This is a genomic window from Streptomyces sp. NPDC086989 (genome assembly GCF_044745505.1).
Classification (GTDB): domain Bacteria; phylum Actinomycetota; class Actinomycetes; order Streptomycetales; family Streptomycetaceae; genus Streptomyces.
In genome coordinates this window covers 47,218-72,826 of the sequence record NZ_JBIVAL010000003.1, presented here as the reverse complement: position 1 = coordinate 72,826, position 25,609 = coordinate 47,218, and the positions used below count along the sequence as shown (strand labels likewise).

Annotated in this window: 25 protein-coding genes; 13 read left to right on the top strand and 12 right to left on the bottom strand. The window is 72.0% G+C overall.

Features of this window, described 5'->3' with window-relative positions:
• Positions 1-42: 42 nt before the first annotated feature.
• A complete protein-coding gene (locus ACIPK4_RS07070) occupies positions 43-1,692 on the bottom strand; it encodes a threonine/serine exporter ThrE family protein (RefSeq protein ID WP_054224264.1) in 1,650 nt (549 codons plus the stop codon).
• A 174-nt stretch (positions 1,693-1,866) separates the two neighbouring features.
• The gene (locus ACIPK4_RS07065; protein WP_030031597.1) at positions 1,867-2,361 is read right to left on the bottom strand and encodes an inorganic diphosphatase; all 495 of its coding nucleotides are present in this window, start codon (positions 2,359-2,361) and stop codon (positions 1,867-1,869) included.
• Between the two features lie 164 nt (positions 2,362-2,525).
• Here ACIPK4_RS07065 and dacB point away from each other — a divergent pair, with 164 nt between their 5' ends.
• The 6 genes from dacB to folE all read left to right on the top strand — a co-directional run bounded on the left by dacB (position 2,526) and on the right by folE (position 10,080).
• The gene (gene dacB / locus ACIPK4_RS07060) at positions 2,526-3,974 is read left to right on the top strand and encodes a D-alanyl-D-alanine carboxypeptidase/D-alanyl-D-alanine-endopeptidase (RefSeq protein ID WP_402309807.1); all 1,449 of its coding nucleotides are present in this window, start codon (positions 2,526-2,528) and stop codon (positions 3,972-3,974) included.
• Positions 3,975-4,022: 48 nt separating this feature from the next.
• Entirely contained in the window at positions 4,023-5,150 is a 1,128-nt protein-coding gene (locus ACIPK4_RS07055; protein WP_402309806.1) for a zinc-dependent metalloprotease, read from the top strand.
• A gap of 294 nt (positions 5,151-5,444) precedes the next feature.
• Positions 5,445-6,515, top strand: coding sequence for a tRNA lysidine(34) synthetase TilS (gene tilS, locus ACIPK4_RS07050; protein WP_402309805.1), 1,071 nt, complete (start codon positions 5,445-5,447; stop codon positions 6,513-6,515).
• Positions 6,516-6,580: 65 nt separating this feature from the next.
• Entirely contained in the window at positions 6,581-7,141 is a 561-nt protein-coding gene (hpt, locus tag ACIPK4_RS07045; protein ID WP_030158549.1) for a hypoxanthine phosphoribosyltransferase, read from the top strand.
• A gap of 197 nt (positions 7,142-7,338) precedes the next feature.
• Positions 7,339-9,360 carry an ATP-dependent zinc metalloprotease FtsH gene (gene ftsH / locus ACIPK4_RS07040; protein WP_054224260.1) on the top strand — a complete coding sequence of 674 codons (2,022 nt, stop codon included), beginning with the start codon at positions 7,339-7,341 and terminating at the stop codon, positions 9,358-9,360.
• Positions 9,361-9,471: 111 nt separating this feature from the next.
• Positions 9,472-10,080, top strand: a complete 609-nt coding sequence (folE, locus tag ACIPK4_RS07035; RefSeq protein WP_054224259.1) for a GTP cyclohydrolase I FolE — start codon at positions 9,472-9,474, stop codon at positions 10,078-10,080.
• 30 nt (positions 10,081-10,110) lie between these two features.
• On the opposite strand, the gene ACIPK4_RS07030 is transcribed toward folE, so the two are convergent.
• The 6 genes from ACIPK4_RS07030 to ACIPK4_RS07005 form a co-directional block, all read right to left on the bottom strand.
• A complete protein-coding gene (locus ACIPK4_RS07030; RefSeq protein ID WP_054224258.1) occupies positions 10,111-10,599 on the bottom strand; it encodes a DUF3180 domain-containing protein in 489 nt (162 codons plus the stop codon).
• Between the two features lie 65 nt (positions 10,600-10,664).
• Positions 10,665-11,273 carry a 2-amino-4-hydroxy-6-hydroxymethyldihydropteridine diphosphokinase gene (gene folK / locus ACIPK4_RS07025; protein WP_376196254.1) on the bottom strand — a complete coding sequence of 203 codons (609 nt, stop codon included), beginning with the start codon at positions 11,271-11,273 and terminating at the stop codon, positions 10,665-10,667.
• On the bottom strand, positions 11,270-11,629 hold the full coding sequence (gene folB / locus ACIPK4_RS07020; protein WP_030158540.1) for a dihydroneopterin aldolase: 360 nt from the start codon (positions 11,627-11,629) through the stop codon (positions 11,270-11,272). Before folB ends, folK begins: the two co-directional genes overlap by 4 nt.
• 130 nt (positions 11,630-11,759) lie before the next feature.
• Entirely contained in the window at positions 11,760-12,203 is a 444-nt protein-coding gene (locus ACIPK4_RS07015; RefSeq protein WP_082410636.1) for a nuclear transport factor 2 family protein, read from the bottom strand.
• A gap of 46 nt (positions 12,204-12,249) precedes the next feature.
• Positions 12,250-13,122, bottom strand: a complete 873-nt coding sequence (folP, locus tag ACIPK4_RS07010; RefSeq protein ID WP_402309801.1) for a dihydropteroate synthase — start codon at positions 13,120-13,122, stop codon at positions 12,250-12,252.
• A 175-nt stretch (positions 13,123-13,297) separates the two neighbouring features.
• Positions 13,298-15,157, bottom strand: a complete 1,860-nt coding sequence (locus tag ACIPK4_RS07005) for a phosphatidylglycerol lysyltransferase domain-containing protein (RefSeq protein WP_376203127.1) — start codon at positions 15,155-15,157, stop codon at positions 13,298-13,300.
• A gap of 152 nt (positions 15,158-15,309) precedes the next feature.
• On the opposite strand from ACIPK4_RS07005, the gene ACIPK4_RS07000 reads away from it, so the two are divergent.
• Positions 15,310-16,419, top strand: a complete 1,110-nt coding sequence (locus ACIPK4_RS07000; RefSeq protein WP_402309800.1) for an alpha/beta hydrolase — start codon at positions 15,310-15,312, stop codon at positions 16,417-16,419.
• A gap of 103 nt (positions 16,420-16,522) precedes the next feature.
• Here ACIPK4_RS07000 and ACIPK4_RS06995 read toward each other — a convergent pair whose 3' ends face one another.
• Entirely contained in the window at positions 16,523-17,488 is a 966-nt protein-coding gene (locus tag ACIPK4_RS06995) for an ABC transporter ATP-binding protein (protein ID WP_402309799.1), read from the bottom strand.
• A gap of 154 nt (positions 17,489-17,642) precedes the next feature.
• Between ACIPK4_RS06995 and ACIPK4_RS06990 the strand changes: the two genes are divergently transcribed.
• From ACIPK4_RS06990 to ACIPK4_RS06975, 4 genes are all read left to right on the top strand, one after another.
• The gene (locus ACIPK4_RS06990; protein WP_402310610.1) at positions 17,643-18,377 is read left to right on the top strand and encodes an ABC transporter permease; all 735 of its coding nucleotides are present in this window, start codon (positions 17,643-17,645) and stop codon (positions 18,375-18,377) included.
• A gap of 4 nt (positions 18,378-18,381) precedes the next feature.
• Complete coding sequence (locus ACIPK4_RS06985) at positions 18,382-19,047, top strand: ABC transporter permease (protein ID WP_402309797.1); 666 nt, start codon at positions 18,382-18,384, stop codon at positions 19,045-19,047.
• A 70-nt stretch (positions 19,048-19,117) separates the two neighbouring features.
• Complete coding sequence (locus ACIPK4_RS06980; protein WP_402309795.1) at positions 19,118-20,110, top strand: ABC transporter substrate-binding protein; 993 nt, start codon at positions 19,118-19,120, stop codon at positions 20,108-20,110.
• A gap of 113 nt (positions 20,111-20,223) precedes the next feature.
• Positions 20,224-21,276, top strand: a complete 1,053-nt coding sequence (locus ACIPK4_RS06975) for a hypothetical protein (RefSeq protein WP_402309794.1) — start codon at positions 20,224-20,226, stop codon at positions 21,274-21,276.
• A 40-nt stretch (positions 21,277-21,316) separates the two neighbouring features.
• On the opposite strand, the gene ACIPK4_RS06970 is transcribed toward ACIPK4_RS06975, so the two are convergent.
• From ACIPK4_RS06970 to ACIPK4_RS06960, 3 genes are all read right to left on the bottom strand, one after another.
• Positions 21,317-21,532: a hypothetical protein gene (locus tag ACIPK4_RS06970; protein ID WP_053787275.1), complete on the bottom strand. Its 216-nt coding sequence runs from the start codon at positions 21,530-21,532 to the stop codon at positions 21,317-21,319.
• A 100-nt stretch (positions 21,533-21,632) separates the two neighbouring features.
• A complete protein-coding gene (locus tag ACIPK4_RS06965; RefSeq protein ID WP_402309793.1) occupies positions 21,633-22,502 on the bottom strand; it encodes an arylamine N-acetyltransferase in 870 nt (289 codons plus the stop codon).
• Positions 22,503-22,556: 54 nt separating this feature from the next.
• Positions 22,557-23,699, bottom strand: a complete 1,143-nt coding sequence (locus ACIPK4_RS06960) for an NADH-quinone oxidoreductase subunit D (protein WP_402309792.1) — start codon at positions 23,697-23,699, stop codon at positions 22,557-22,559.
• Positions 23,700-23,730: 31 nt separating this feature from the next.
• Here ACIPK4_RS06960 and ACIPK4_RS06955 point away from each other — a divergent pair, with 31 nt between their 5' ends.
• Positions 23,731-24,222, top strand: a complete 492-nt coding sequence (locus ACIPK4_RS06955) for a PH domain-containing protein (protein ID WP_054224248.1) — start codon at positions 23,731-23,733, stop codon at positions 24,220-24,222.
• A complete protein-coding gene (locus ACIPK4_RS06950) occupies positions 24,219-25,607 on the top strand; it encodes a PH domain-containing protein (RefSeq protein ID WP_402309791.1) in 1,389 nt (462 codons plus the stop codon). The genes ACIPK4_RS06955 and ACIPK4_RS06950 overlap by 4 nt, the downstream gene beginning before the upstream one ends.
• Positions 25,608-25,609: the final 2 nt, after the last annotated feature.

Sequence of the window (25,609 nt, the reverse complement as noted above, 5' to 3'; positions counted from 1 at the left end):
CGTGCGGGGGCGCGCGCCCGGGGCGCCGGGGGGCGCGCGGGGCTAGAAGCCGCGGGTCCGCTTCGCCGCGCGGCGTTTCGCGGCGCTCGCGGCGCCCGGGATCCGCATGAACAGCCGTGAGGTCTCAGAGCCCAGGTTGACCCCGATCGCGATGGCCAGCGCGATGGCGGCGGCGTTCACCAGCGAGCCGAGGCCCTCGTTCAGCCGGTTCTCGGCGATCAGCAGCAGCCCGTAGTACGTCGCGGAGCCCGGCAGCAGCGGGCCGATGGCCGCCGTCGTGTACGGCAGGGCGGAGGCGAAGCGGTAGCGGGAGAAGAGCTGGCCGAACAGGCCGACCAGGCCGGCGGCGATGGCCGTGGAGGGCACGGGAGGGATGCCGCCCGCGTAGTGCAGGGCCCCGAAGGTCACCCAGGCGACCCCGCCGTTCAGCGTTACGATCAACACGGTGGATCGTTCCTGCTGGAGCAGGATCGCGAACGTGAACACCAGCACCATCGAGGCCGCGATCTGGATCAGCGGCCGCTGCGTGATCTGGAGGACCTCCTCCGGCTTCGGCGAGGCGCCGAGCTGGAGCCCGAGGTACAGCACGACCAGTACGCCCATGATGATGCCGATGAAGAGGTACATGACCTCCAGCAGTCGGGCCGAGGCGGTGATGTAGAAGCCGGTCAGCCCGTCCTGCACCGCCGCGACCAGGGCCCGCCCCGGCAGCAGCGCGAACAGCCCGCCGGTGATCACCGCGGAGGCCCGGACGTCGGTCTCGGCCAGCTTCAGGGCCACGCCGATCGCGGCGGGTGGCATCGCGGCCACCACGAACTGGTAGAACTCCGGCAGCCCGCGCCCGGCGCACAGCCACGCCAGCCGGTCGCCGAGCATCGCGCCGATCGCGGCCGCGAAGAAGACGAACACGCCACCGCCGACCAGGGTGGAGGCGGCCCCGGCGAGCAGCCCGGCGGCCGCGGTGAGCACCCAGGACGGATACGGGTGCCGGTTGCGGCGGATCTCGGCGAGGCGCCGGTAGGCCTCCTCCAGGGACAGCTCGATCTCGTGCGCGCTGATGTCGTCCACCAGCTGGTAGACCGCGGCCAGACGGGTGTAGTCGGTGCCGCGGCGGCGCACGGTCCGGCTCGCCGAGACCGGGTCGTCGACCAGCGAGGGCTGGTGGGTGATCGACAGCAGCGTGAAGGTGACCGTGGGCTCGCAGCGGTCCAGCCCGTACGAGCGGGCCACCGCGAACATCGCGGCCTCCACGTCCTCGGCGCCCTCACCACCCGCGAGCAGCAGCTCGCCGATGCGCAGGGTCAGGTCGAGGATGCGGCCCACGGCCGGCCCGGTCTCGCTGTGCTTGTGCGCGGTCTCGGGGACGGGCCGGACGTCGACCGGCATGCGCAGCATGGTGCGCATGCGGTCCTGCCAGGGGGATTCCTTCATCAGGGAGACGGGGAAGCCGTGGCCGGAGGTGTACGCGGGCGGGGAGTGCTGGGCGCTGTAGGTGGCCGGGGGTGCGAACGCGGAGCCCTCGGGTTCGACCGGCGGCGCGGGCAGCCCGGCCGGCACGGTGAACTCCGAGGTCGGCTGGTCCTCGTCGACCGGTTCGGGCTCGATCCCGGCGGGCGGAGCGAAGGCGCTGTGCGCCTCGTCCGATTTCGGCTTCCGGTCCTCCGTGCCCCCGGATCCCTCGGCCTCCGCCACACGTCCTCCAGTCCCCGACCAGCCCGGGTATCAGTATGCGGAACCCTTTCGTCCCCGGCGAAACCACATGACGAACGGGCGGTACCCCTTCGGTGAAGGGGTACCGCCCGTCGTGTGTCACGGGGGTGCGGGGGCAGCGGGGAATCCCGCCGTCCCGCTACCGGTGGAGCGGACTCAGTGGTGCCCGCCCTGCGCCTCGAGGCGCTTGTACGAGGCCTCGATCTCGGCCTCGGCCTCGGCGCGGCCCACCCAGTTGGCGCCCTCGACCGACTTGCCCGGCTCCAGGTCCTTGTAGACCTCGAAGAAGTGCTGGATCTCCAGGCGGTCGAACTCCGACACGTGGTGGATGTCCCGCAGGTGCTCCACGCGCGGGTCCGAGGCCGGCACGCACAGCAGCTTGTCGTCGCCGCCCGCCTCGTCCGTCATGCGGAACATGCCGATCGCGCGGCACTTGATCAGGCAGCCCGGGAAGGTCGGCTCGTCCAGGATGACCAGCGCGTCCAGCGGGTCGCCGTCCTCGCCGAGGGTGTTCTCGACGAAGCCGTAGTCCGCCGGGTAGCTGGTGGAGGTGAAGAGGCGACGGTCCAGACGGATCCGGCCGGTCTCGTGGTCCACCTCGTACTTGTTCCGCGAACCCTTGGGGATCTCGATGGTGACGTCGAACTCCACGTCCTGCTCCTCCATGATCAGCTTCATTGCTTCGAGACTGCGTTCATTCACCTGCGTGCGCGTCCCTCCCAGCCCAACCGGGGTGGGGTGCCATGCTCGCGGCAAGACGCAGTGGTTAAGTGTCCCTCACGCATATGTGTGATCGCGAAAGGGGCTGGTCCGAGGTGCCCTTGGTCAAGACGTGGCAGCTCATCGCGGTGTCGGCCGTGGCCGGCCTCGCCCTGTCGGTGGCTGCGGTGGCCGCCGCCGGTCCTTGGGACTCCGGCCAGCGTAAGGCCGAGCGGGACAGGGCCGCCTCCTGGGGCCTCACGGGTGGCGCAGATCACGATGGCGACGCCGGCGGCGGACGCGAGCCGCAGGCCGCGCCCAGCGCCCCCGGGGTGCTCTCCGCGATCGGCCCGGCCGCCCTGCGCAAGGCCGACGCCGGGGCCGCGCCCGCCGGCTCCGGGCGCCTCGCCGACGTCCTGCGGCCGCTGCTGGCCGACCCCGCCCTCGGCACGGTCCGCACCGCCTCGGTCATCGACACCGCCACCGGCCAGGTGCTCTTCGAGTCCGGGCCGCGCGAGCCCATGACCCCCGCCTCCACCATCAAGATCGCCACGGCGGCAGCCGCGCTCTCCGCGCTCGGCCCCGAACACCGGATCCGGACCACGGTGACCCCCGGCGCCGGACCCGGCGAGATCGTCCTGGTCGGCGGCGGAGACCCCTCCCTCACCGCCAAGAAGAAGAGCCCGGCCGGATCCGGCGGCAGCCTCGTCGCCCTCGCCGCCGACGCCGCCCAGGCCCTCAAGGCCGCCGGTACCGCCGCCGTGCGCCTCGGCTACGACGACACCCTCTTCACCGGGCCCGCCCGCCACCCCATCGGCGACAACCCCAACATCGCGCTGATCACCTCCCTCGCGGCCGACGAGGGCCGCCCCGACGACTCCACCTCCGGGCCCGTCGAGCGGGTCGAGGACCCCGCCCTGGAGACCGCCCGCACCTTCGCCGCCCTCCTGAGGGAACGCGGCGTCACGGTCACCGGCGACCCCGCCAGGGCCAAGGCGCCCGCCGGCGCCCAGCCGCTCGCCACCACCCTCTCCACCCCGCTCGGCGGCCTCGTCGAGCGGATGCTGACCAACAGCGACAACGACATCGCCGAGGTCCTGGCCCGCCAGACCGCCCTCGCCTCCGGACAGCCCGCCAGCTTCGAAGGGGCCGAGAGGGCCGTCACCGACCGGCTCACCGCCCTCGGCCTCGACACCGCCGGCGCCCGCTTCGCCGACGGCAGCGGCCTGGGCCGCGCCGACAAGGCCACCACCGGGCTGCTCGCCGGACTCCTGGCCAAGGCCGCCGACCCGCAGCGGCCGGAGCTGCGGCCCGTGCTCACCGGACTGCCCGTCGCCGGATTCACCGGGACCCTGCGCAGCCGCAACGTCGGCACCTCCCCGGCCGCCGGCCTCGTCCGTGCCAAGACGGGCACCCTGAGCGGCGTGAACTCCCTCGCCGGCACCGTCGTCGACCCCTCCGGCCGACTGCTCGCCTTCGCGTTCCTGACCGCGAACACCCCTGACCCGGGGGCCGCGGAGAAGGGCCTCGACAAGCTCGCCGCGGCCGTCGCCCGGGCCTCGTAGCGGTTCCGGGGGGATCCGCACCGGCCCCGGTCCCCGTACGGTTGACGCATGACGAGCATCGGTGGTGCCGAGATGGTCGACTGGAATCTCGCGGTGGCGACCGCGACCCGGCTGGTGCGGCCGGGTCCCGAGGTCAGCCGCGACGAGGCCCGCGCGGTGGTGGCGGAGCTGCGCCGGCATGCCAAGACGTCCGAACGCCACGTACGCGAGTTCACCCGCATGATCCCCGAGGGCGCGGCCGTCCCCGACACCCCCGTTCTCGTCGTCGACCGGGCCGGCTGGGTCAAGGCCAACGTGGCCGGCTTCCGCGAGCTCCTCGGCCCGCTGCTCGGCAGGATGCAGGATCGCCGCGCCGGAGCGCCCGGCGGAGCCGTCCTCGGCACCGTCGGCGGCAAGGTCACCGGTGTCGAGCTGGGCATGCTGCTCAGCTTCCTGGCCTCCCGCGTGCTCGGCCAGTACGAGACCTTCGCCCCGGCCGGCCTCGACCTGCCGGGCTCCGCAGCGGGCGGCGGCAGGCTGCTCCTCGTGGCCCCCAACATCGTGCACGTCGAACGCGAGCTGGACGTGCGCCCGCACGACTTCCGGCTGTGGGTCTGCCTGCACGAGGAGACGCACCGTACGCAGTTCACGGCCGTCCCCTGGCTCCGCGACCACCTGGAGGGCGAGATCCAGACCTTCCTCGGCGCCACCGAGCTGGACCCGATGACCATCCTCGAACGGCTGCGCGAAGCCGCCCAGTCCTTCGCCGGGGGCCGTCCGGACTCCGACCAGGGCGACGAGGGCCGCTCCCTGGTCGAACTCGTCCAGACCCCCGAACAGCGCGAGGTGCTCGGCCGGCTGACCGCCGTGATGTCCCTGCTGGAGGGGCACGCCGACTACGTCATGGACGGGGTCGGCCCCGCGGTGGTGCCCTCGGTCGCCGAGATCCGGGAGAAGTTCCAGCAGCGCCGGGCCAGCGGGGCGGGCCGCCTCGACGCCGCGCTGCGCAAGCTGCTGGGGCTGGACGCCAAGCTGCGCCAGTACCGCGACGGGGAGCGCTTCGTGCGCGCCGTCGTCGGCCAGGTCGGCATGGACGGCTTCAACCGGGTCTGGACCTCTCCGAACACGCTGCCGACCAAGGCGGAGATCGCCAAGCCCGCGGACTGGGTCGCGCGGGTGCACCGCAAGGGCGAATAGGAGCGAAGGGGGGTGACTCGGGGGGCGTAAACATGTCTCACTGGGGGAAGCAGCGTCACCCGTCCGAGGGACCGTGAGGCGTGGAAGGGCGTGCGATGCTCAGGGAACGGCTCGGTTCTGTCACCATCGACGCACTCTGAGTGACAACCCTCATCTCGCGAGGGCTCCCGGCGGGGGCTCCTCACGGGGGCCGGGGCACAAGGGCAGCGAGTCGAACAGCACCGAACAGCAGCCGTTCCAGCACCACACCCCAACGCCTTCGAGGCATCCGAACTCCACCGAAGGGCACCGGACATGGGTCCCCATCCTGCGGTCGCGGCGATACGCCTGGCGGTCCGCCGCGTACTCCACGACGTCCTCACCGACCTCACCGACCTCACCGGCCGTTCCGCCGAACCCTCCCAGGCTCCGTCCGGGGGGACCCCCGGCACCGCGGCCGGCTCCCCGCCGCTCGTCCTCGTCGCCTGTTCCGGCGGCGCCGACTCGATGGCCCTCGCCTCCGCCCTCGCCTTCGAGGCGCCCAAGCTCGGCATCCGGGCCGGCGGCATCACCGTCGACCACGGCCTCCAGCCCGGCTCCGACCTGCGCGCCGCGGAGGTCGTCACCCGCATGACCGCACTCCGCCTCGACCCGGTGGAGTCCGTCGCCGTGCGCGTCGGCCGTGACGGCGGGCCCGAGGCTGCCGCGCGCGACGCCCGCTACGCGGCCCTGGACGAGGCCGCGGACCGGCTGGGCGCATCGGCCGTGCTGCTCGGCCACACCCGGGACGATCAAGCCGAAACCGTCCTGCTGGGCCTCGCCCGCGGCTCCGGCATCCGCTCGCTCTCCGGCATGGCCGAGGTGTCCGGCGGCCCGGGCCGCTCGCACCGCTACCGCCGTCCCTTCCTCCAGATCGACCGGCAGACCGCCCGCAAGGCCTGCATGGTCCAGTCCCTGGCGGTCTGGGACGACCCGCACAACATCGACCCCGCCTACACCCGCTCCCGGCTCCGCCACGAGGGACTGCCCGCCCTCGAGAAGGCGCTCGGCAAGGGAGTGGTCGAGGCGCTCGCCCGCACCGCCCAGCTGTCGCGCGACGACGCCGACGCCCTCGACGCCTGGGCCGCCGAGGCCGAGACGGGCGTACGGGACGAGGACGGCCGGCTGGAGTGCGCCAAGCTGTACGCCCTGCCCCCGGCCGTCCGCCGCCGCGTGCTGCGCAGGGCCGTGGTCGCGGCCGGCTCCCCCGCAGGCTCCCTCTTCGCCCGCCACATCGAGGAAGTGGACCGGCTCATCACCGGCTGGCGGGGCCAGGGTGCCATCAACCTGCCCGGCAGGGTCGAGGCGCAGCGGCAGGGTGGCAGACTTGTCATCCGGCAGGGCTGATTGGTGCTGAAGCACGGCTGAGTCCTCCGGGGGACCCCCCGGAGCCCCGGCCGACAACGAAAGTGATGCGGGTGGACGAGAAGGACATGGGCAGCGACCTCCAGTCGGTGCTCATCACCAAGGAAGAGATCGACGCGAAGCTGGCCGAGCTGGCCGCGAAGATCGACGCGGAGTACGCGGGCAAGGACCTGCTCATCGTCGGCGTCCTGAAGGGCGCCGTGATGGTGATGGCGGACCTGGCGCGCGCCTTGTCCACCCCGCTCACCATGGACTGGATGGCGGTGTCCTCCTACGGCGCCGGAACCCAGTCCTCCGGTGTCGTCCGGATCCTCAAGGACCTGGACACCGACATCAAGGACAAGCACGTCCTGATCGTCGAGGACATCATCGACTCGGGCCTGACCCTGTCCTGGCTGCTGTCGAACCTGGGCTCCCGCCAGCCGGCCTCGCTGGAGGTCGTCACGCTGCTGCGCAAGCCCGACGCCGCCAAGGTCGCCATCGACGTGAAGTGGGTCGGCTTCGACATCCCGAACGAGTTCGTCGTCGGCTACGGCCTCGACTACGCGGAGAAGTACCGCAACCTGCCGTTCGTCGGCACCCTCGCCCCGCACGTCTACGGCGGCTGACGCCGCGGGCCCCGGCCGGGGCCCGCACAGGGGAACCCTGGAACGATTCCCGGCGTTGGAGCAGGGGAAAGCAGTTCTGTCAGCCGTCCCACGAGGCCGCGGGTGACAATACAGGGGTACATTCCGAAGAACAGTCTTTACTCAGAGCAGCATTTACCTACGGGCAGGAGGGACGGGGTGCCCGGCACCCCGTATGGATGGACGTGAAGCGATACTTCCGTGGGCCGGTCATGTGGATCGTGCTGGCCGTCCTCGCCGTGGTCGTGTTGATGAATGTCGTCGGCTCCGGCGGCGGCTACAAGACGGTGGACACCAGCGAGGTCATCAAGGCGATCAACAGTGGCCAGGTGCAGAGCGCCGAGCTCACCACCGGCGACAGCCAGATGATCAAGGTCGAGCTGAAGAAGGACCAGAAGCTCGCCGACAACTCCGGCTCCAAGTTCCAGGCCAACTACATCGGGGATCAGGGCGTCGAGCTCGCCCAGAACCTCCAGACCAAGTTCGAATCCGGTCAGATCCCGGACGGCTACAAGGTCCAGCCGGACAAGACCAGCCCGTTCCTGAGCGTGCTGCTCTCCCTCCTGCCCTTCGTGCTCATCGTCGTGGTCTTCCTGTTCCTGATGAACCAGATGCAGGGCGGCGGCTCCCGGGTGATGAACTTCGGGAAGTCCAAGGCCAAGCTCATCACCAAGGACACCCCGAAGACGACGTTCGCCGACGTCGCGGGTTCGGACGAGGCCGTCGAGGAACTCCACGAGATCAAGGAGTTCCTCCAGGAGCCGGCCAAGTTCCAGGCCGTCGGGGCCAAGATCCCCAAGGGCGTGCTCCTCTACGGTCCGCCCGGAACCGGCAAGACCCTGCTGGCGCGCGCCGTCGCGGGCGAGGCCGGAGTGCCGTTCTACTCGATCTCCGGTTCCGACTTCGTCGAGATGTTCGTCGGTGTCGGTGCCTCGCGTGTCCGCGACCTGTTCGAGCAGGCCAAGGCCAACGCCCCGGCGATCGTCTTCGTCGACGAGATCGACGCCGTCGGCCGGCACCGCGGTGCGGGCCTCGGCGGCGGCCACGACGAGCGCGAGCAGACCCTGAACCAGCTGCTCGTCGAGATGGACGGCTTCGACGTGAAGGGCGGCGTCATCCTGATCGCCGCCACGAACCGCCCGGACATCCTCGACCCGGCGCTGCTGCGCCCGGGCCGCTTCGACCGGCAGATCGCGGTCGACCGGCCGGACATGCAGGGCCGTCTGGAGATCCTCAAGGTCCACCAGAAGGGCAAGCCGGTCGCTCCGGACGTCGACCTCTCGGCCGTCGCCCGCCGCACCCCCGGCTTCACCGGTGCCGATCTGTCCAACGTCCTGAACGAGGCGGCGCTGCTCACCGCCCGCTCGGACCGCAAGCTGATCGACAACCACATGCTGGACGAGGCCATCGACCGCGTCGTGGCGGGCCCGCAGAAGCGGACCCGGATCATGTCGGACCGGGAAAAGAAGATCACCGCGTACCACGAGGGCGGTCACGCCCTGGTCGCGGCGGCCTCCCCGAACTCCGACCCGGTCCACAAGATCACGATCCTGTCCCGCGGCCGGGCACTGGGCTACACCATGGTCCTGCCCGACGAGGACAAGTACTCCACCACGCGCAACGAGATGCTCGACCAGCTGGCGTACATGCTGGGCGGCCGCGCTGCCGAGGAACTGGTCTTCCACGACCCGACCACCGGCGCGGCGAACGACATCGAGAAGGCCACGGCGACGGCCCGCGCGATGGTGACCCAGTACGGCATGACCGAGCGCCTCGGCGCGATCAAGTTCGGCGGGGACAACACCGAGCCGTTCCTGGGCCGCGAGATGTCGCACCCGCGGGACTACTCGGAAGAGGTCGCGGCGCTGGTCGACGAAGAGGTCAAAAAGCTCATCGAGACGGCGCACAACGAGGCCTGGGAGATCCTGGTCGAGAACCGCGACGTCCTCGACAACCTGGTCCTCGCGCTCCTGGAGAAGGAGACGCTGGGCAAGGAGGAGATCGCCGAGATCTTCTCGACGATCGTGAAGCGCCCGGCCCGTCCGGCGTGGACCGGCTCCTCGCACCGCACCCCGTCGACCCGTCCGCCGGTGCTCTCTCCCAAGGAGCTCCAGCTGACGAACTCGGCGAACGGCACGTCGGCGGCCTCGTCCGCCGTCTCCGTGGAGAAGGACACCGCGCCGGAGGACCGCGCCGAGTAGCCCTCGGCCGGACCGTCCCGGAATGGATGCCGTGCCCCCCAGGTTCTAGCCTGGGGGGCGCGGCACTTTCGCGTGTCCGCGAGCGGCAGTGCACACAGGAACGAGGAAGAGATGACCGACCCAGTGACCCTGACCGGTGACGAGGGCACGATCGGCGAGTTCGACGAGAAGCGCGCCGAGGCGGCGGTCCGCGAACTCCTGATCGCGGTCGGCGAGGACCCGGAGCGCGAGGGCCTGCTGGAGACCCCGGCCCGTGTGGCCAGGGCGTACAAGGAGATATTCGCCGGCCTTTACCAGAAGCCCGAAGAGGTCCTGACGACCACGTTCGACCTCGGCCACGACGAGATGGTCCTGGTCAAGGACATCGAGGTCATGAGTTCCTGTGAGCACCACCTGGTGCCGTTCCACGGTGTGGCCCACGTCGGCTACATCCCGTCCACCGACGGCAAGATCACGGGCCTGTCGAAGCTGGCCCGCCTCGTGGACGTGTTCGCCCGCCGTCCGCAGGTGCAGGAGCGGCTGACCACGCAGATCGCGGATTCCCTGATGGAGATCCTGGAGCCGCGCGGCGTCATCGTGGTCGTCGAGTGCGAGCACATGTGCATGACGATGCGCGGGGTCCGCAAGCCCGGCGCGAAGACGATCACCTCGGCGGTCCGCGGTCAGCTCCGCGACCCCGCGACCCGCAACGAGGCCATGAGCCTGATCATGGCTCGCTGACCGGATGTGAACCCCCGGCCCCGGCGTGGGTCAGGTGCGGGCCGGGGAGTGGGGGGTCGTGTCGTCGTCTTCCGGGAGTTTCAGGACGTGCTCCAGGAAGAGGGCGGCGGCGATGACGGCTGCGCCCGCCAGGACCGAGAAGGCGGCGTACCAGGCCTGGTCGCGGCGGGCGGGCACCTCCAGGCCGTCGGCCAGCAGGAAGACGCCCACGCCGCCGTACATGCCCGCCACGAGGGCGGCCACGAGCGCGCTGGCCTGGCCGAAGACGACCGCGCGGGCCGCCATCAGCGGCTCCACGCCCTTGGCGCCCGGCCGGCGCTCGCGCTGGGCCCTGAGCCGGGCCCGCAGCGACAGGGCCGTGGCCAGCAGGACGACCGCGATCACGCCCAGGACGATGGGCGCGGCCAGCGGGACGCCCGGCAGGGTCCCGTACGCGTTCCACAGCCGGGCGCCCGCCCAGGACAGCACCCCGGCGACGACGAAGATCCCCGCCAGGACCGCCGGCCTCAGTTGCTTCACGTGCCCGTTCCCCGCTTTCGCTCTGCGCACCACGTCGTCGGCCTCAGCCAGCCACAGGTTAACGACTACTCGGGGAGGCGGAGTTCCAGGTCCGGCCGCGGCGTCACGCCGGTCAGGCCGATTCCGGACAGGAGGGCCGCGACCGGGCCGTGCCCCGGGATCTGCGCCTCGGCGTCGATGTCGTTCCACGGGGCCAGGACGAAGGCCCGCTGGTGGGCCCGCGGGTGCGGGAGGGTGAGGACCGGGTCGTCGGAGACCACCTCGGCGTACGAGACGATGTCGACGTCGATGGTGCGCGGACCCCAGCGCTCCTCGCGGACGCGGTCGAAGGCCTCCTCGATGGCGTGCCCGCGCTCCAGCAGCGACGACGGCGGCAGCGTGGTCTTCACGCGGACCACCGCGTTGAGGTACGAGGGCTGCGAGCCGGGCTCGACGCCCCACGGCTCGGTCTCGTAGACGGGGGAGACGGCCTTGACCCGCAGGCCGGGGGTGTCGCCGAGGGCGTCGATGGCGCCCTGGAGGGTCTCCAGGCGGTTGCCGAGGTTCGCGCCGAGCGCGATCACGGCCCACTTGGGGTTGGACAGGGTCACATCGGCCGCGTCCACCGTCTCGACGACGGATGCGGGCACCGGCTGGACGGTGGGGTCGCTCTGGGCGTTCAGTCCGTTGTTCACACGCGGCTCCGGGTGATCGTGATGGTCACGTCGTCGAAGGGGACGGTGATGGGGGCGTCCGGTTTGTGGACGACGACCTCCACCTGTGCCACCGCTTCGTGCTTCAGGCACTGCTGGGCGATCCGCTCGGCCAGGGTCTCGATCAGGTCGACGGGTTCTCCCTGGACCACGTCGACGACCTCTTCGGCGACGACCCCGTAGTGCACGGTCTTCGCCAGGTCGTCGTCGGCCGCCGCGGGGCGGGTGTCGATGTGCAGCACGAGGTCGACGATGAAGGTCTGGCCCTCCTCGCGTTCCCGGGGGAAGACGCCGTGGTGCCCGCGAGCCTTGAGGCCGCGCAGCGCGACACGATCCACGCGAATCACTCCTGCTTTCGTAGGTGCTTGCGGTCCGGGACTCCCCGGATCCATGGGCCTGCGCCGAGTGCGGTCGGCGTCGTCCGTCCTCGAATTTACCTGCGAAAGGCCTCGGACCCCGCCGGTGGGGTCAGGCGGAGTCCTCTTCCTCGTCCTCGTCGGACTCCGTCAGGACGGGAGAACCGTGGTGGGACCAGAGCCTCCACCCCTCCGATGTGCGTCGGAACACATTCGTGGCGACGACCAGCTGACCGACCAGCGGGCCGAGCGCGCCGCCCTCCTCGGCGGGGCCGCCGCTGAGGATGTTCTCCGTGCACGTCACCAGTGCGGTGTCACCTATGACGGCGACTTTCGTGTCGGTGAGGAAGAACTGGATGTAGTCGGTGTGGGACATGATCAGCGCGTACGAGCGGAGCACCTCGCCGCGGCCGGAGAGCACCGGCCAGCCCGGGTGCACGCAGGAGATCTCGTCTTCGAGCCAGAGCGCCGACAGTGCGTCGAAGTCCCCCCGCTCCATGGCCTCGTAGAAGGCCGTGTTGACCTCGTCGACGGCTTCGATGTCTGTGCGGCTCACCGTTCCCCTCTCCTGGCTGTACGGGTCCGGCCACCGGCGGGACGGATCACAGGGCCCCTTCCACGGCGCGGGCCACCCGAACCGCGTCGGCCGTGGCCCGTACCTCGTGGACCCGTACGGCCCAGGCGCCCTGATGGGCGGCGATGGCGGAGACGGCGGCGGTGGCGGCGTCGCGCTCGCGGGCCGGCGGCGGCGCGGCGTCCGCCGCGCCGGCCAGCACCCGGCCGAGGAACCGTTTGCGCGACGCGGCGACCAGCAGCGGGAACCCGAGGGCGCGCAGCTCGGGGAGGTGGGCGACCAGGGCCAGGTCGTGCTCGGCGTTCTTGGCGAAGCCGAGTCCGGGGTCGACGAGGAGCCGCTCGGGGGCGATACCGCCGGCCACGACGGCGTCGATGCGGGTGCGCAGCTCGGCGGTGACCTCGGCGAGGACGTCCTCGTAGACGGCGAGGCTGTTCATGCCGTCGCTGAAGCCGCGCCAGTGCATCACCACGAACGGCACCTCGGCGGCGGCGACGGCCGGGATCATGCCGGGGTCGGCGAGTCCGCCGCTGACGTCGTTGACCAGCAGGGCGCCGGCTGCGACGGCCCGGGCGGCGACGGAGGCGCGCATGGTGTCGACGGAGACGGTGACCCCTTCGGAGGCCAGGCCGCGCACCACGGGGACGACGCGGCGCAGCTCCTCCTCCTCGTCGACGCGGGTGGCGCCGGGGCGGGTGGACTCGCCGCCGACGTCGACGAGGTCGGCGCCCTGGGCCACGAGGTCGAGTCCGCGTTTGACGGCGGCGGTGGTGTCGAACCAGCGCCCCCCGTCGGAGAAGGAGTCCGGGGTGACGTTGACGACGCCCATGACCGCGCAGCGGTCCCAGTCCGGCAGGCCTGTGACCCGGCCCCTGCCGACGGCCCCGTGCTCGATGTTCATGGCTCCAGGGTAGGGCCGCCGCCCTGACCGGGCGGTACGCGGGCGCAGGGCCCGGGGCCTGCGTCCGGGCGGGGGCGCGGGCCTGCACCTGGCCGGGGGCGCGGGCCCTCGGCCGGGAAACGCCGGAGCCCGGCCCGCCGGGGTGGCGGGCCGGGCTCCGGGGCGGCGGCCGGGGTCAGGCGACCTGGACCTCGCGGTCCTGCTTCGGCTGCGCCGGGACCGCGGTCGCCACGGGGTTGTGGGCGCAGGTGCGCACCGGCTTGGGACGGCGACGGCTGGCGAACAGCCGGGGCAGGGCCACCGTCACGAAGCCCTCGGCCTGCATCACGGCGAAGCCGATGCGGGGCAGGTCGCTGCTGGTGCGGTAGACCATGAAGCGCGGCTCCCAGCGGGGGCGGAACTTCTCGTTGAACTTGTAGAGCGACTCGATCTGGAACCAGCGCGAGAGGAAGACCAGCAGGCTGCGCCACATGCGCAGGACCGGGCCGGCGCCGATCTTCTCGCCGCGGGCCAGCGCCGCGCGGAACATCGCGAAGTTCAGGGAGACCTTCTCGATGCCCAGGTCGGGCGCCTGCTGCAGGGAGGCGACGATCAGCAGTTCGTTCATGCCGGGGTCGGCGGAGCGGTCGCGGCGCATCATCTCCAGCGACATGCCGTCCTTGCCCCACGGCACGAAGTGCTGGATGGCCTTGAGGTCACCGAAGGGGCTGGGGTCGTTCTCCTCCACGCGGTGCGCGGTGGCGATGAAGCAGTCGCCGTCGCCCTCCTCGCCGACCCGGCCCAGGGCCATGGAGAAGCCGCGCTCGGTGTCGGTGCCGCGCCAGGCGACGGCCGCGCCGCGCACCTGCTCCAGCTCCTCCTCGGTCAGCTCGCTGACACGGCGGACCTTGGTGGTGTAGCCGTTGCGCTCGATGCGCTTCACCATCTGGCGGACGTTGCGCATGGGGCGGCCGGAGAGGGAGAAGTCTTTGACGTCGACGATCGCCTCGTCGCCGAGCTCCAGGGCGTCCAGCCCGGTCTCGCGGGTCCAGACCTCGCCGCCGGTCTCGCTGCAGCCCACGACGGCCGGGGTCCAGGAGTGGGCCTTGGCCTCCTCCATGAACCGCTCGATGGCGCCGGGCCAGGCCTCGACGTCGCCGATGGGGTCGCCGGAGGCGAGCATCACGCCGGAAACGACGCGGTAGGTGACGGCGGCCTTGCCGCTCGGGGAGAAGACGACGGCCTTGTCGCGGCGGAGCGCGAAGTGGCCGAGGGAGTCGCGGCCGCCGTGCTTGGCGAGCAGCTCGCGCAGCTTGGTCTCGTCGTCGGCGGTGAGCCGGGCGGCCGGGTGCTCGGGGCGGAAGGCCAGGTAGATGGTGGTGAGCGCGGTCAGCATGCCGAGGGCGCCGAGGGAGTAGCCCACGGTCCAGGAGACGCGGCCGGAGTAGTCGACGGGTCCCTCGATGCCGAAGAGGCCGTACACGACGTGGCTGATCTGCTCGTAAACACCCGGATGGCCGACGACACGGCCCGGGTGGGAGTTGACGATGACCAGACCGAGCCCGATGGAGCCGGCGCTCATCAGCACGAAGTTGGCGAGCGCCTTCCAGCGGCTGCGCGGGTCCGGCAGGGCCTTGAACTCACCCTGGTGACGGACGATGAGTCCCAGGAGCACCGCCGAGATGACGACGCTGATGACGGAGTGCCGGTACGTGAACTGCGCCACGGCACCGGCCGGGAGCAGCACGACGGCGGCCCGCCAGGCGCGGCGCTTGCGGCGCTTGAGGCCGTGGGCGAGCAGGAGCAGCAGGACGCCCGCGCTGATGGCGAGGGCGGCTGCGAACGGGCCCAGCGAACCGGGCAGCACCTCGGTGACCGCGTGGATCCGGCTGTGCCGGAACCGCGGGAACACGCCCGCCGCGATGTCCAGAAGGCCGACGATCATGACGGCCGTACCTACGAGCCCGGGCACCGACTCCGGTCGGGGCCCGCGGAAGATTCGGCGGACCTGCTTCGGAACCTGTCCCGACTTATCGCCATCTATCCTGCTAGACATCGCTTCCCGTTGCTCCGCGAGAGATCATGTGGCCGAAGGCCGCGACAGCCTCCGGAGTGTGGTGCGTCCACTAGGACGACATCGGGGCCGAGCGGGTTCACTCTTCCGCCGAGAAAAACTAGTCCTGCCATCAGAAAGTCGACTGACTGCTCATGGGTCTCACCAGTAATACGGTTCTGGCGCTGGCCATCATCGCCGGTGTGCTGCTGTTCGCGGCCACGGTGTGGTGGTGGCCCCGGCTCTCGGGCCGCACCTGGCGTGCGCTGCTCGGCCGGGTCGGCCTCCTGCTCGCGACCCAGCTGGCGCTGTTCTCGGCCGTCGGCCTGGCGGCGAACAAGTCCTTCTCCTTCTACGGCTCGTGGGCGGACCTGTTCGGCCAGCAGACTTCTGTCGGCAAGGTCGTGGACCACTCGATGAGCAGCAAGGACATCAAGGTCGTCGACAAGCAGAAGCTCGACGTGCCGGGCGGCGCCCAGCCCCAGGTGGGCGGACAGATCCTGAAGGTTGCCATAACCGGGCAGAAGTCGAAAATAACGAGCCCAGGGTACGTGTGGCTGCCGCCGGAGTACTTCCAGCCGCAGCACAAGGAGCAGAACTTCCCGGCCTCGATCGTGCTGACCGGCTACCCGGGCACCGCCGAGAACCTGATCAAAGGGCTGAACTACCCGATGACGGCCTTCAAGCAGGCCAAGGCGGGCAAGATGAAGCCGATGATCCTGGTGATGCTGCGCCCGACGATCGCACCGCCGCGTGACACCGAGTGCGTGGACATACCGGGCGGCCCCCAGACCGAGACGTTCTTCGGCCAGGACCTGCCGCAGGCCATCCAGGACACCTTCCGGGTCGGCAAGAAGCCGCAGAACATGGGCTTCATCGGCAACTCGACGGGCGGCTACTGCGCCCTGAAGATCGCCGCGCACTACCCGCAGACCTTCGGCGCCGCCGCGGGTCTGTCCGCGTACTACGACGCGGCGAACGACGCGACGACCGGCAACCTGTTCGCGGGCGACGACAAGCTGAAGAAGCGCGCGGACGTCCTGCACAGCATCGAGAACAAGAAGCCGTCCGGCACGTCCTTCCTGGTCACCAGCAGCGAGCAGGGCGAGCCGAACCTGGACGACACCAAGAAGTTCATCAAGCTGGTCAAGGGCCCGGACCGGGTCTCCTCGATCATCCTCGACAGCGGCGGCCACAACTTCAACACCTGGCGCCGCGAGATCCCGCCGATGCTGGTGTGGATGAGCAACCGCATCCAGGCCTGACCCCCGGCGGGACGGCCCGCCAGCATGACCGTGACCGGCCCGAGGAGGCCGGTCACACGTCGTTCCGGGCCCGTGCCGCCGCGCCGTGCCGCCCGGCCGGGCCCTACGTCTCCTGCAACCGCGCCCGGCGCAGCGCCCGGTGGACGCCCTCCGGGGTCAGTACGCCGGCCAGCGCGCCCGTGTCCGGGTCCGTGACCCCGATCCGGCCCGAGTCCTCCTGGAGCAGCGCGGCCAGGGCCTCGCGCAGGCTCGCCCCCAGCGCCACCGTCCCGGCCGCCGCCGGCGCCCCGTCGGCCGCCGTCAGGTCGGCCCGCTCGACGGGGGTGACCGCGAGCCGCTTCAGGCCGCGGTCCGCGCCGACGAAGGAGGCCACGTACTCGGTGGCCGGCGCGCCCAGCACCGCCGCCGGGCGGTCGAACTGCTCGATGGTGCCCTCGCCGTAGACGGCTATGCGGTCGCCGAGCCGGATCGCCTCCTCCAAGTCGTGCGTGACCAGCAGGATCGTCTTGCGCACCGTCTTCTGGAGCGCCAGGAACTCGTTCTGGAGGCGTTCGCGGACCACCGGGTCCACCGCCCCGAACGGCTCGTCCATCAGCAGCACCGGCGGATCGGCCGCCAGCGCGCGGGCGACGCCGACGCGCTGGCGCTGCCCGCCGGACAGCTGCTCCGGGTACCGGCCCCCGTACACGGCCGGGTCCAGCCCCACCAGGTCGAGGAGCTCGGCCGCCCGGGCGCGCGCCTTGGCCTTGGGGGTGCCGACCAGCTGCGGCACGGTCGCGGTGTTCTCCAGCACGGTCTTGTGCGGGAACAGCCCGACCTGCTGGATGACGTACCCGATGCGCCGGCGCAGCTCGACCGGGTCGGCGCTCGCGATGTCCTCGCCACCGAGCAGGATCCGGCCGGAGGTCGGCTCGATGAGCCGGTTGACCATCTTCATCGTGGTCGTCTTGCCGCAGCCGGACGGGCCCACGAGGGTGACCAGTTCGCCTTCCGCCACCTCGAAGGACAGGTCCTCGACGGCCGTCGTCCCGTCGGGGTAGCGCTTGGTCACATGCTCGAATCGGATCACCCGGCCATCCTCCCCCACCCGTGCTCCGGAATTTGTGACGGGAGTATGACCCTCGTGCGAAGGATTCCGGCCATCGTCGGTGCCGGGGGTTAGGGTCGCTCCTGACTGCGCCATTCTCGAATGGATGTACGCGACGACGGTGGGGGGTGAGCGCATGGCCGGGCAGAACTGCCTGGTGGCGAACGACTGGGTCTGCTGGGACTACGTCACGTCCCGCTCCCAGGAGCTCACCGACGCCACGCTCCAGCACGTGTGGATCACCGGCGTCTCGGTGCTTATCGGCCTCGCCGTCTCCCTCCCGCTGGCCCTGCTGGCCCGCCGCGGCCGACGCTGGGCCGCGCCCGTGCTGGGCCTGACCACCCTGCTCTACACCGTTCCCTCGCTCGCCATGTTCTCCCTGCTGCTGCCGCTGTTCGGGCTCTCGGCCGCCCTCGTGGTGACCGGCCTGGTGCTGTACTCGCTGACGATCCTGGTCCGCAATGCGATGGCCGGCCTGGAGGCCGTCCCCGAGGAGGTGCGGGAGGCCGCGCGCGGCATGGGCTACGGCCCGGCGCGGCTGCTGTGGCAGGTCGAACTGCCGCTGGCGCTGCCCGCCCTGCTCGCCGGGGTGCGGATCGCCACCGTGTCCACGGTGGCGCTGACCACCGTCGGCTCCATCGTCGGCAAGGGCGGTCTCGGCAACCTGATCGCCCCGGCGGTCAACAGCTCCTTCAAGGCACAGGTGCTCACCGCGTCCGTGCTGTGCGTCCTGCTCGCGCTGGTGGCGGACCTGCTGCTGCTCGGCGTACAGCGGCTGCTCACACCGTGGACGCGGGCGACGCGGGCACCACGCGCGCCGCGGCTGCGGCCGACGCCGCCCGCGCCCGCTCCGACCACGAAGGGGGTCTGAGCGGATGGACGTCTTGGGACAGGCCTGGGACTGGCTGTCTACCGGGGCCAACTGGTCCGGCGAGAACGGGGTGTGGCACCGGCTCGGCGAGCACGTCTACGTCAGCGGGATCGCCCTCGCCGTCGCCTGCGCGCTGGCCCTCCCGCTCGGCCTGTGGCTCGGCCACATCGGCAGGGGCGGGGCGCTCGCCGTCAACGTCTCCAACATCGGCCGGGCGGTCCCGGTCTTCGCCGTGCTGGCGCTGTTCATGGTCTCGCCCCTGCGCAACGCGGGCTATCTGCCCACCATCGCCGCGCTCGTGCTCTTCGCCGTGCCGCCGCTGCTGACCAACGCGTACGTCGGCATGCGCGAGGTGGACCGCGCGGTGGTGGAGGCCGCCCGGGGCATGGGCATGTCCGGAGGGCAGCTGTTCTGGCGGGTGGAGCTGCCGCTCGCACGGGACCTGGTGATGACGGGGCTGCGCTCGGGCGCCGTCCAGGTCATCGCCACCGCCACGATCGCGGCCATGGTCGGCCAGGGCGGCCTCGGCCGGATCATCACCGCCGGCTTCAACACGTACAACACGCCGCAGGTCTTCGCGGGGGCCCTGCTGGTGGCGGCGTTGGCCCTGCTGGTCGAGGGGGTCCTGGTGGCCGCGGGCCGGCTGTTCCCGCGTCCTGCGGCGCGCTGACCCCGGCGGCGACCGCCGCGCCCGCCCTCCCCTGTCGTTGGTCGTTCCCACTCCCTTGGAGGAGCAACAGATGAGCAAGTCCACGCGTGTCCTCGGCGCCGTACTGGGGGCGGCGGCCCTGACCGTCTCGCTCGCAGCGTGCGGCGGCGACAGCCTGGAGAAGAGCAAGGACTCCGGGGCGGGCGCCTCCGCCCCCTCGGACCCCGGCTCCGGTTCCGGCAAGGGCAAGATCGTGATCGGCGCGGCCGGGTTCACCGAGTCCAGCGTCCTGGCGGAGCTGTACGCGCAGGTGCTGGCGGACGCCGGCTACGGCACGTCGGTCACCACGGTGAACAACCGCGAGCTGTACGAACCCTCGCTGGAGAAGGGCGAGATCGACGTCGTCCCCGAGTACGCGGCCACCCTCGCGGAGTTCCTCAACGCCAAGGTGAACGGGCCGAAGGCGCCCGAGGAGAAGCCGGTCGCGTCGAGCGACGTGGCGGCGACGGTGGCCGGTCTGGACCGGCTGGCCGGCCCGCTCGGCCTGAAGGCGCTCCCGGCGGGCCCGGCGGTCGACCAGAACGCGTTCGCGGTGTCGAAGGAATTCGCGCAGAAGAACAACCTGAAGACCCTTTCCGATCTCGGCAGGTCGGGGCTGAAGGTGAAGATCGCGGCGGGCGACGAATGCACCGTACGGCCCTTCTGCGCACCGGGCTTGAAGAAGACGTACGGAATCGACATTTCCGGTATTGACCCGAAGGGCGTCGGCACCCCGCAGGCCAAGCAGGCGGTCAAGGACGGCGTGGACCAGCTGGTGCTCACCACCACCACGGACGCCACCCTCGACACCTTCGGCCTGGTCCTGCTGGAGGACGACAAGAAGCTCCAGAACGCCGACAACGTCCTGCCGGTGGTCAACGCCAAGGACGCCGGGTCCCCGGAGATCGCGGCCGCCCTCGACAAGCTGACCAAGGTCCTCACGACCACCGACCTCGTCGAGCTGAACAAGCAGGTGGACGCCCGGCGGGAGAAGCCGGCGGACGTCGCGAAGGCCTATCTGAAGGCGAAGGGCCTGACGAAGTAGGAGCAGTTACGGGAGTAGTGGCGGGTTTGATGGAGAAATGACGGGTAACTGCCCGGCCACAGATTGCCGGGCAGTTACCCCACTCGACCCCCACGCCCTGTAAATTTCAGGCCATGCCCCGTGGACGCCACCGCAATCCCGAACCCCTGCACCGGCTGCTCACGCCGACGACCGTGGCCGGAGTCTCCGTCGCCAGTGCGGCCGCGGCCTGGCTGCTCGCGGAACCCGTGCCCCTGCGATTGCTCGTGGCCCTCGCGGCGGGCGCGGGGGTGGCGGGCGCCGTCGTCATGCGCGCCTGGGACCGCGCGGCCGGGCGCCGCGTCGCCGAGCTCGCCCGCGAACGCGTCAAGGACGAGTGGAAGACCGAAGAGCGGATAGCCGAGCTGGAGTCCGACCTCGAAGAGGCCCGGGCCCTGCGCGCCAAGCTCGACGCGAAGCTGCGGGCCAAGCGGGTCGAACTCGCGGGCCTGCGCGGCGAACACGCCGCCCTGCTGCGCCGGTACGCGACCGCCGAGACCGAACGGGCCAGCGCACTGGAGGGCCGCCGGCTGCTCGCCATCGAGGCCTCCGCGGCCCCGGCGGCGGCGAAGGAGCTCCCGCCGGTGTCCGAGGAGCGCACGTCGAGCGGCGCGCCGACCAGCGTCGGCTACGCCCGGGCCCATGCGGCCATGGCGGCCCTCGTCCGCAAGGCGGAGACGCAGCCGGCCCGGCCGAAGATGCTGGAGGGCAAGGGCGCCGGGGCCAGGGCGCTGGAGTCCGGGGCACCGGCCGGTGACCCGCACGCCCGCACGGGCTCCGGCGCGCACGCCCCGGCGGCGGTCCCGGCGCGCCGGCCCGCCGCGGCGGTCGCACCGTACTCGGCCGCGCGCCGCTCGGCGTCCCGCGTCGAGGGCGGTTTCGACTTCTTCGGCACCAAGAACGCCGCCCAGGCCCGCGCGGCGATCGAGTCCGTGCAGAACGAGGACCTGGCCGACGTGGTCGGTGCGGAGGCCCTCGCGGTGCACGAGGCGGAGTCGGCCCAGGCCGGCGCCGAGCAGCCGGCCAAGGAGCAGGGCTTCAAGCCCGTCACCCCCGAACAGCGCGCGGTGGGCCAGGTCATCGACCTGACGGCCCACGACGAGACCGAGCCGATCGACGTCGTCCGGCTGCGCACCGCCATCTCCTGAGGGCCGTCCCCCGGCACCCGCGGCCGGGTCGTGGTCGGGCTCAGAACAGCGGTAGCTGTCCCGGCAGTTCGGACAGGACGAACCCGTCCAGTGTGGGCGCCGACGCCCCGAGCACCACCCGCGCCCGGGATCCCGGGCAGGACACCAGGTCGCCGCGGCCCCGCCCGGCGGGCGGGTCGTGCCGGGCGATCCGGCCGGCGGTCACGGCGCAGTCGCGCCCGCATGCGGGACAGGCCCGTCGGGGGGAGTGGGACATGCCCCAAGTGTGCCTTCCCGCACCGACATCGGCACCGCTCCGCCCTGCCCCGCCTCGCCCCGCACCGCCTCGCCTCGCCCGCGCCGCCCCGCCTCCGGCGTCAGCTCCCGGACGTCCCCACCGGCTCCGCCCGGCCGGCCAGCCACACCGCGTGGGCCGCGCAGACCCGGTCCCACAGCCCCGCCCGGTCCTGCGGCGTCAGATCGTCGAGCTCCCGCTCGAAGAGCCCGCCCACCACCGCCCAGAACTCCCCGGGCGTCTCCAGGACCCGCTCGGTCGTCCCCTTCACCGGGTCGATCCGGCTCAGCACCCGGCCGCGCAGCACGTCGACGCCCTCGGCGTCGCGCCGCAGCAGCGCGAGGGTCCGTACGAAGCCCGAGTCCGGCGCGGTCGACAGCCGCACGTGCGTGGTCTCGAAGTCGGCCGTCGTCGCGGGCGCCGAGAGGATGTTCACCACCGGGCAGGGAGCCGCCTCGTTGACGTACCTCCAGCCGGGCGCGTCCCCCTCCAGCGGGCCCAGCTCGTACGTGAACCCGCCCTGCCGGTGCGTTCCCGCGCGCAGCGGCAGCGGTTCGTACGGGCCGTCGCCGAGCCCGGCGTCGACGAAGTACTCCTCGCCGTCGACCCGGACCGTCAGGGCCAGATGGTCGCCGCTGACGTCGCGGCGGTCTCGGTCCGCCGCGCCGAGGACGCCGCCCGAGTGCCGGGTCACCGCGAAACCGAGGTGCTCCAGGAGCTGCGCGAAGGCGCCGTTGAGGTGGAAGCAGTACCCGCCCCGCCCGGCGGCGAAGCGGCGTACGGACAGCTCGGGGTCGATGCCGGGCGGACGGCCGAGCTGGATGTCGAGGTTCTCGTACGGAATGCGTTCGAGATGGGCGCGCTGGAGCGCGAAGAGGGCCTCAGCGGTGGGCCGCGGCGGCCGCGGGAAGCCGAGCCGCCGGAGGTAGCCGTCGTACGTGCCTGGGGTCATCCCCGCAGCCTAGGCACAAACCCCCGGCGGAATCGCGGGAGTTCCCGCGACTTGTCACTTGTCGATATCGCCCACGACGAAGAACAGCGAGCCCAGGATCGCCACCATGTCCGCGACCAGCTGCCCGGGCAGCAGCACCGACAGCGACTGGATGTTGTTGTACGAGGCGGAGCGCAGCTTCAGCCGGTACGGGGTCTTCTCGCCCTTGGAGACGAGGTAGTAGCCGTTGATGCCGAGCGGGTTCTCGGTCCAGGCGTACGTGGCCCCCTCGGGCGCCTTCAGCACCTTCGGGAGGCGCTGGTTGATCGGCCCGGGCGGCAGCTCGGCCATCCGGTCCAGGCAGGCCACGGCCAGGTCGAGCGCGTTGTGGGTCTGGTCGAGCAGGCACTCGAAGCGGGCCAGGCAGTCGCCCTCGGTGCGCGTGACCACCCTCAGGACGTCCTGGAGCTCCCCGTACGCCAGGTACGGCTCGTCGCGGCGCAGGTCGAAGTCGACGCCGGAGGCCCGGGCGATGGGCCCGGAGACCCCGTACGCGTGCACCGCCCCGGCGGACAGCACGCCCACCCCGCGGGTGCGGCCGCGGAAGATCTCGTTGCCGTGGACCAGCTTGTCGTAGACGTCCATGCGGGTGCGGACGTCGGCGATCGCGGCGCGCGCGCGGCCGAGCCAGCCGGCCGGGAGGTCCTCCTTGAGGCCGCCGACGCGGTTGAACATGTAGTGCATGCGGCCGCCGGAGATCTCCTCCATGACGGCCTGGAGCTCCTCGCGCTCGCGGAACGCATGGAAGATCGGGGTGATCCCGCCCAGTTCCAGGGGGTAGGACCCGAGGAACATCAGGTGGTTCAGCACCCGGTTCAGCTCGGCGAGCAGGGTCCGCATCCACACGGCCCGCTCGGGGACCTCCATGCCGAGCATCCGCTCGACGGCCATGACCACGCCGAGCTCGTTGGAGAACGCGGACAGCCAGTCGTGGCGGTTCGCGAGCATCACGATCTGCCGGTAGTCGCGCGCCTCGAAGAGCTTCTCGGCGCCGCGGTGCATGTAGCCGACGACCGGTTCGGCGCTGAGGATCCGCTCGCCGTCCAGGACGAGCCGCAGGCGCAGCACGCCGTGGGTGGAAGGGTGCTGGGGTCCGATGTTGAGCACCATGTCGGTGCTCTCCGCCGCACCGCCGATGCCGACCGTGGTCTCCGTCATGGCCGCATTGTCGCAGCCCTACTCTGAACCCATGGAAACGGGGACGACGGGTGGGACGAGCCGGCCCGAATGGGTGGGGCTGCCGGGCGGGCTGCTCACCCTGCGGCGGCTGCTGCTGGTGATCTGGACGGTGCCGCTCGCCGCGGGGACGGCGTTGCTGCTGGGGCTGACGGCCGGCCCGGCCTGGGCGGCCGCGGGGGCGTTCTGGCTCGTGCTGCTGGCCTGGGGCTGGGTGTTGCTCGGCCGCAACTGGCGGTCCTGGCGCTACGCCGAGCGCGCGGACGACCTGCTGATCAGTCGCGGGGTGCTGTGGCGGGAGCAGACCGTGGTCCCGTACGGGCGGATGCAGCTGGTCGAGGTGACCTCGGGGCCGCTGGAGCGGCGCTTCGGGCTGGCCTCCGTACAGCTGCACACGGCGGCCGCGGCCTCGGACGCCAAGATCCCGGGGCTGGTCCCGGCCGAGGCGGAGCGGCTGCGGGACCGGCTGACGGAGCTCGGCGAGGCAAGGTCGGCGGGCCTGTGACCGCCGAGTCCGGAGCCGGAGCCGGGGCGACGCCCGGAGCCGGGGCGACAGCCGAATCCGAAGCCGGCACCGGCACCGGTGCCGCGGCCCTGCCGGGCGCCGAGCGGCGGCTGCACCTGCTCACGCCGCTGCGCCGGGCCTGGGTGCCGATCGCCGCGACCGTCGGCGTCGTCGTCAAGCAGGGCGACGAGGTCGAGCAGTGGGTGAGCGCGCTGTCCGTGACCCTGCGGACCCTCGCCCTGGCAGGCCTGGTCGTGGTGTTCGGCGTGTACGGATTCCTGAGCTGGTGGTTCACCCACTACGCGGTGACCGACACGGAGCTGCGCATCCGCAGCGGGCTGTTCTTCCGGCGCACCGCGCACATCCGGCTCGACCGGATCCAGGCGATCGACGTGACCCGGCCGCTGCTGGCCCGGGTGGCCGGGGTCGCCAAGCTGCGGATCGACGTGATCGGCACCGAGGACAAGGACGAGCTGGCCTTCCTGGACGAGCGCGACGCCGTCGCGCTGCGCGCCGAGCTGCTGGCCCGGGCGGCCGGGTTCGCCCCCGCCGAGGCCGTCATGCTCGGCGAGGCGCCGCAGCGGGAGCTGCTGCGCGTGCGGCCCGCCGATCTGGTGGTGTCGCTGCTGCTCACCCTCTCGGCGTGGGCGGCGCTCGCCGCCGGGCTGATCGCCCCCGTCGCCGTGTGGTGGTTCAGCGGCAACCCCTGGGCGACGATCGCGACCCTGCTGCCCATGCTGGGCGGGGTCTGGTCGGGTACGGCCGGCCGTTTCCTCACCGAGTTCGACTGGCGGGTCGCCGAGTCCCCGGACGGGCTGCGCCTCGACCACGGGCTGCTGGACCGGGCCCACGAGACCGTGCCGCCGGGCCGGGTGCAGACCGTCCGGATCGTCGAGCCGCTGCTGTGGCGGCGCCGGGGCTGGGTGCGGGTGGAGCTGGCCGTGGCCGGCTCGAAGAACGGGGTGCTGGTCCCGGTGGCCTCGCGGGCCGCCGCCGAGGCGCTCGTCTCACGGGTGCTGCCCGGCGTGGACCTGGCCGCCCTGGTCTTCGACCGGTCCCCGAAGAGCGGGTCGCGGTGGGTGGTGCCGCTGTGGTGGAGGGGCTACGCCCTGGCCGTCTCCCCGGAGGTGTTCGCCGCCCGCAAGGGGCTGCTGTGCCGCCGTACGGAGATCGTCCCGCACGCCAAGGTGCAGAGCGTCCGGCTCACGCAGGGCCCGTGGGAGCGGGCCCGGGGCGTCGCCGACGTCCACGTGGACACGGGGGCCGACGGCACGGTCACGGCCCGCCTGCGGTCGGCGGACGGGGCCGCCGCCCTGCTGGACGCCCAGGCGGCCCGCTCCCGCACCTCCCGCGCGGACGCCCGCCCGGACCGCTGGATGACCTGACG

Bases quoted from the DNA above. Each gene is read 5' to 3' on its own strand.
- ACIPK4_RS07055 (WP_402309806.1), top strand. From the start codon at position 4,023: ATGACGAGCATCGGTGGTGCCGAGATGGTCGACTGGAATCTCGCGGTG.
- tilS (WP_402309805.1), top strand. From the start codon at position 5,445: ATGGGTCCCCATCCTGCGGTCGCGGCGATACGCCTGGCGGTCCGCCGC.
- hpt (WP_030158549.1), top strand. From the start codon at position 6,581: ATGCGGGTGGACGAGAAGGACATGGGCAGCGACCTCCAGTCGGTGCTC.
- ftsH (WP_054224260.1), top strand. From the start codon at position 7,339: ATGGACGTGAAGCGATACTTCCGTGGGCCGGTCATGTGGATCGTGCTG.
- folE (WP_054224259.1), top strand. From the start codon at position 9,472: ATGACCGACCCAGTGACCCTGACCGGTGACGAGGGCACGATCGGCGAG.
- folP (WP_402309801.1), bottom strand. From the start codon at position 13,122: ATGAACATCGAGCACGGGGCCGTCGGCAGGGGCCGGGTCACAGGCCTG.
- ACIPK4_RS07005 (WP_376203127.1), bottom strand. From the start codon at position 15,157: ATGTCTAGCAGGATAGATGGCGATAAGTCGGGACAGGTTCCGAAGCAG.
- ACIPK4_RS07000 (WP_402309800.1), top strand. From the start codon at position 15,310: ATGGGTCTCACCAGTAATACGGTTCTGGCGCTGGCCATCATCGCCGGT.
- ACIPK4_RS06990 (WP_402310610.1), top strand. From the start codon at position 17,643: ATGGCCGGGCAGAACTGCCTGGTGGCGAACGACTGGGTCTGCTGGGAC.
- ACIPK4_RS06985 (WP_402309797.1), top strand. From the start codon at position 18,382: ATGGACGTCTTGGGACAGGCCTGGGACTGGCTGTCTACCGGGGCCAAC.
- ACIPK4_RS06980 (WP_402309795.1), top strand. From the start codon at position 19,118: ATGAGCAAGTCCACGCGTGTCCTCGGCGCCGTACTGGGGGCGGCGGCC.
- ACIPK4_RS06975 (WP_402309794.1), top strand. From the start codon at position 20,224: ATGCCCCGTGGACGCCACCGCAATCCCGAACCCCTGCACCGGCTGCTC.
- ACIPK4_RS06970 (WP_053787275.1), bottom strand. From the start codon at position 21,532: ATGTCCCACTCCCCCCGACGGGCCTGTCCCGCATGCGGGCGCGACTGC.
- ACIPK4_RS06965 (WP_402309793.1), bottom strand. From the start codon at position 22,502: ATGACCCCAGGCACGTACGACGGCTACCTCCGGCGGCTCGGCTTCCCG.
- ACIPK4_RS06960 (WP_402309792.1), bottom strand. From the start codon at position 23,699: ATGACGGAGACCACGGTCGGCATCGGCGGTGCGGCGGAGAGCACCGAC.
- ACIPK4_RS06955 (WP_054224248.1), top strand. From the start codon at position 23,731: ATGGAAACGGGGACGACGGGTGGGACGAGCCGGCCCGAATGGGTGGGG.